This window comes from Actinomadura sp. (genome assembly GCF_044508335.1).
In the GTDB taxonomy this organism is placed as follows: Bacteria; Actinomycetota; Actinomycetes; order Streptosporangiales; family Streptosporangiaceae; genus Spirillospora.
In genome coordinates, this window is the sequence record NZ_JBIQHY010000206.1 from 1 (window position 1) to 5,018 (window position 5,018).

At 67.4% G+C, this 5,018-nt stretch carries 5 protein-coding genes; all 5 read left to right on the forward strand.

What is annotated here, in order from left to right; all coding sequences use genetic code 11:
- Positions 1-995 precede the first annotated feature (995 nt).
- Positions 996-1,166 carry a hypothetical protein gene (locus ACIWVC_RS34020; RefSeq protein WP_396453104.1) on the forward strand — a complete coding sequence of 57 codons (171 nt, stop codon included), beginning with the start codon at positions 996-998 and terminating at the stop codon, positions 1,164-1,166.
- A gap of 83 nt (positions 1,167-1,249) precedes the next feature.
- Entirely contained in the window at positions 1,250-1,402 is a 153-nt protein-coding gene (locus ACIWVC_RS34025; protein ID WP_396453106.1) for a hypothetical protein, read from the forward strand.
- Positions 1,403-2,795: 1,393 nt separating this feature from the next.
- The gene (locus tag ACIWVC_RS34030) at positions 2,796-4,304 is read left to right on the forward strand and encodes a hypothetical protein (RefSeq protein ID WP_396453108.1); all 1,509 of its coding nucleotides are present in this window, start codon (positions 2,796-2,798) and stop codon (positions 4,302-4,304) included.
- Entirely contained in the window at positions 4,288-4,734 is a 447-nt protein-coding gene (locus ACIWVC_RS34035) for a hypothetical protein (protein WP_396453110.1), read from the forward strand. The genes ACIWVC_RS34030 and ACIWVC_RS34035 overlap by 17 nt, the downstream gene beginning before the upstream one ends.
- Positions 4,734-5,018, forward strand: a 285-nt coding sequence (locus ACIWVC_RS34040) for a hypothetical protein (protein ID WP_396453112.1), incomplete at its 3' end; no start/stop codon positions are given. The genes ACIWVC_RS34035 and ACIWVC_RS34040, both read left to right, overlap by 1 nt.

The window sequence follows — 5,018 nt, forward strand, 5'->3', positions numbered from 1 at the left end:
CAACCACCCCAGGCCACCACTTGACCGGCCCCACTCCTTCAGGGATGACCTGGGCACCACCATGCTCTCGCCGGCAGAACCAGCCGCCTGCCTCCGGACATGCAGGCTCCGATGCCCCGGTCCACCCGCGCAAGGGGCGAGACCTACGCCGAGCTGCGCGCCGGAATCGGCGTGGCGCCCATTGCCGAGTGGCGGGTGCCGTGTCCGTGACACTGTCGCCCGCCGAGACGTGTGAAGGGTCGGCGGTTGGCATGTCCACCTGTGCACAACATGGGCGGGAGTCTCGGTCAGGCGCGCGGCTCGTACCGCTTGCTCTGTCAAGGCCGAAGGTCAGAGGAGGCCGGGACGGTGGACCGGAGTACCGCCGGGACGCCTTCTGCGACGTGCCACAAGGCAGAGAATCGCCCATCTCGACATAAAAAGAACATCGCCATATCGCTTGAAAGCGGGTCCATCCAATGCCGTATAGTTCAGACATATCTGATCTCATGAGCGAAACGATGGTCTTTCACTCGCAGATGCCAGTAATACGTGTGTGCTGATAGCTGAAGAGAATATCGGCGCGTGCAAAGTCCGGACCGGCGCGATTACATAGGTTCCGGTGTGGCCTGGGCGTCAGCCCCGCGCGTCATGGGACACACCATGCGAACCATGCGACGGGCAGGTTCGTGCTCCCCCGTGGAAAGGTCCGTCGGCGTGGGCGTGGAGAGCAAGGGCGGAACCGACACCCGCACCGAGAACACGGACGCCCCCACGACCTCTGACCGCTCGTCCGCACCGCCGCCGGACAACCCTGGCTCGTCCGGACGACCGTCCCGGCTGGAGAGCCTCGCACGCGCCCGACAGGGTCAGGAGCAGAACGGTTCGCAGCAGACCGAGGCTCCTGGCAGCGGCGCCCAGACTGACAGCTCGGTGAGGACACTGATCTGATCAACCCACTCATCGCCGAGGACACGCTCCGCCGTGCCGTCGACGCTCCTCCGCTCAAGGTCGGCGTGCCGGACGACCTGACGGCCACCCTGAATGCCGGGGTCTACATCCTGCTGTATCTCATCGGCGAAGCGGACTTCGATCGAGCAGGACTGGAGCAGTTCATCGAGGAGGTCACCGCCTACACCGAGCAATGGCTTGCCGCACGGCGGAGCGAGGCGGCCGCGCAACGATAGGCCGGCCGTAGATCACTCGATGCCACCACGGGCGTACGCACCGGTTGTACAAGCTCTGCGATGCCAGCATCGCGGAGGCGCTCGTGGCGATCGCGATCACCATCGAGCGCATGACCGCCCTTCTGTCCGGCTGCGGGACGCCGCCCTCCATGAGTGCCGCGTCGAGGTCGGTTGATCAAGGACGCCGATCGTCGTCGCGCAACAAGATCCCGTCGTTGTGGCCGATCCGTCCGTGACGGCCAGTACCGACCTCGCGGGCACGGCTCCCGGTCGCATCGTTACTGGCAGCTTTCCCGGCCCGCTTCGGGCACAGGGCCGGCCTCGTGGGCTTCGGTCCTCTCGGATCGTTACCGCCCCACCGCCATTCGCGCCGCCAAGGGGCGAATCCCTCATCTAGGGGTAAATGGGCTGTCGTCGTTTCACTCGAATCGTCCTTCGCCTACAGCCGTACCGTTCGTCTTCATCGCTTTCAACAGAAGAAGTAGCGGGCCGTTCGGCGTCTGGACGGACGATGCTCCGTTCACGTGGCGTTACTCGCACACTCACACGTGCAAAGTTCTGGGTTGCGCGCTTTCATAGTGGCCGGTGTGTCGTGACGTCAGCCCCGCGCGTCACCGGATACGCCGCGCGAGCCGTGCGACCGGCCGGTTCGCGTCCACCAGGAGAAGGGCTGCCGGCGTGGGCGTGGATAAAGGTAGCGGGACCGACACCCGCACCGAGCACACGGACGCCCCCGCAAACCGCGATCACTCCCCCGGAGTACCTCCCGACAACCCCGGCTCCCCAGGCCAACCGTCCCGCCTGGACAGTCGCGGCCGGGCGGGGCAGCAGGGCAACGGGTCACAGCCCGCCGAGGGCACCACCGGTAGCGGCCGGCCCGAAGGGCGGCGGGACGCTAGAACAGGCTTCTCCGAGGGCGGCTCGACAGGGAAGGCTGAGTCTGGGAAAGCAGAGACCGGGCAGGCCGGTCAGCAGGACCAGGAATCGCGATCGCGAGACGGCGGAGCCAGGAGCGGCGGCACAGCATCCGGCGGGCGCGACCGTCCCCAGGGCCAGCCTGCCGAACCGCAGACCGACGGCCGCGCCGAGCCCGCCGATCGATCCGCGTCGCCGGCGCGGCAGTACAGAATGCCGGCCGACAACCCCGGATCACCCGGCCAGCCGTCCCGCCTGGAGAGCCGCGCCCGCGCCCGCGAGGCGCAGCAGAGCAGGGCCGAGGGTGTCCAGGACACCGGCAGTGGTGGAGGCGCAGCCGGACGACGCGAAGACCCTCCCGGCTCATCGCAGGCCGCCGGCCGGGCCGAGAAGCCGGGGACGCCCACCAGGATCGAGAGCGGACAGGGCGGCAGACGGGACGAGCAGCCGCGTTCACGGGACAACGGCGCCCAGACCGGCGGCGGCACGTCCGTACGCGACCGTCCACCGGGACAGGCCGCAGGACGGGAGACCGATACCCACACCGAGCCTGCGGACAGACCCGCGTCATCCGCACGCCAGTACACGCTGCCCGCCGACAATCCCGGATCACCCGGCCAGCCGTCCCGCCTGGAGAGCCGCGCCCGCGCCCGTGAGGCGCAAGAGCAGCGAAAGGCACAGGACGTTCAATACACCGGCGGCCAGAATGCGGGCATGGGCGGGACCGACTCCGCCACCATCGAGCAGGACGCTCGGGAGCCACTAAGGGACAAGTACGGCCCGTCGATCGGCGTCGGCGAGCGGGAGGACGAAGGCGGGCACGAGTCCGCAGGCACCGATACGGCGGCGGGCGGCGGCTCCGGCGGCGCGTCGTCCGGCGACCGCGACCGCCCCACATCCCACCCCTCCGAGGAAGCGGCGGGCGGCGGTGCACCGGAGGCTGGAAGCCCACCGGACCGGGAGCATGGGCCGCTGTCCCGGCAGGACGTGTCCGAGCCCGCCGACGGCCCGACATCGCCCGGGGTGGAGCAAGACCCCAGGAGAGCGGACGAGCCCGGCAGGATCGGCGAGCACCCGCCCAGGCCGACCGAGCAGACCGGCGGCCCCCAGGAGACCGGGACGGAAACCGCCCCTGGTGCCCCAGCGCCCCGGCGACACGACGCCGAACCGGGCCCGCAGCTGCCGGACGGGCCCGCGGCGGACGACCGTACGCCCCGGCCCGAATCGGCGGAGGCACCCGTCAAGCAACCTGCCAACCAGCCGCAGGACGGTCCGGCTGGCGAGCAGACCACCGCCCCGGATCAAGGCTCGGAACAACCCTTAACAGCTGAAGAGCGGCCTCGCGCCGAGCAGGACGGGACAAGGCCGGGACCCAAGAGTGGCCAGCCCACCGAAGCCGGCGGCGATGCCACGGCCGTCCGCCGTCAGGATGCGGCCAGCGGACAAGGCAGCGAGAACCAGGACGCCCACACCAGCGACCGGCGGACCACCGACAGTGCGCCCGCGCCGTCACAAGGGGCCGGCGAAGCACCCCGGACACACGACGCCTCCGGCGAAGGCGCCAGCGATCATGGTAGGAAAGCCGAGGACGACGGCGCTGAACGGAGCCCGAACGAAACCAACGAGATGAACCCGGAGGTCACCGAACCCGGAGATGAAAGCACCCCACCCAGCCGCGACTCGGGACGATCCGGCGAGGGCGAGGGGCCCCGCAGGGACCTGGCTCCACACGAAGAAAACCCGGTAGAAACGGAGCCGAGCCGCTTCGGCGGACAGCTGCGGATGAGCGTCGACAGCGACGGCAGGCCAGTTCTTCCGAATCGCGACCCCGTCGAACCAGAGGTCGGCACGCGAGGGCGTGGTGAATTCGGAAGCCCTGAAAGCGACCCAGCTGACCGCGACCCCCGTCAGGAGGACTCCGAGCGCCTATCTCGCCGAAGAGAACTCCGCCGCGGGATCTTCGACCAGCCCGACAATGTAAAGGACTCCGTGGACACGTTCGCTGATCCGATCCGGACCAGCTTCGATCGAGTCCAGCCAACAGGTCACCATACAGGCGTCCATAATAATATGGACCAGTTCAAATCGCCTGATCATCCGTTGCAAGCAGGTAACATCGTGCTCACGGCAGCAGGCGCAACCATCATCATACTCGAAGGAACGCGCCGTGGCGCCAAGATCGTACGACAACTAATGAGGAGGGTGCATGACAATTACCGATAAGCAAGTGAACGTCTTGCGCGCTCAGTTGACTGGCCAGCACGACGAACATCTTCGACTTGTGAGGGAACTGGAACCCGGCGAAGCCAACCGAGAGTATGCGGCTCTAGTCGCCGGCGCGTTCATCGTGGCGGTCGAGCGGCGCTTCATTAGAGATGGGAAGTTCGCGGACGAGTCAGAAGTAATCGATTTTGTCGCACAAGTCCGCGCAAAAAGTCCCGAGATGCCGGACGTCATCGACCCGGAACTCGCGGAGAGCTTGATACTTCATCTACTCGAAAGGGGGCCGGTCAAGGAGGCCGATGCGGATACGAAGTTCGGGCATCAACTCGTCCTACTGGCCGCACTAGCGGGCGAGGCGCAACTTGCCGATGACGTACTCGAAGCATTTATTTCCGAGGCTCGCTCGATCGCCGAGGACTTGCTCGAGTAATGGACTACTCGCTCGTCGAGATCCGCGAGGAGAACATCCTCGCGTTGCGGGCGTTCCTGCTGGAGGGGCCGCAAGCTTGGGTTCCTCTGCAAGACGAGATGCAGAAGGACGACGAGACGGCAGCCGGGTACAACGCTCTGCTGTTCGGGGCGTTCGAGGTCGCGGTGCGGCGAAGGTTCGCGCCGACCTACACCGTAGGCCAGATCGTCCGCCTCGTCGCCGACCTGCGGATGAGGCTCGGCGAGGACGCTGACGTAATCGACCCGCTCGTCGCCGAGGACATT

Coding starts and splice junctions, on each gene's coding strand:
- ACIWVC_RS34035 (WP_396453110.1), top strand. CDS start 4,288: ATGACAATTACCGATAAGCAAGTGAACGTCTTGCGCGCTCAGTTGACT.
- ACIWVC_RS34030 (WP_396453108.1), top strand. CDS start 2,796: ATGGGCGGGACCGACTCCGCCACCATCGAGCAGGACGCTCGGGAGCCA.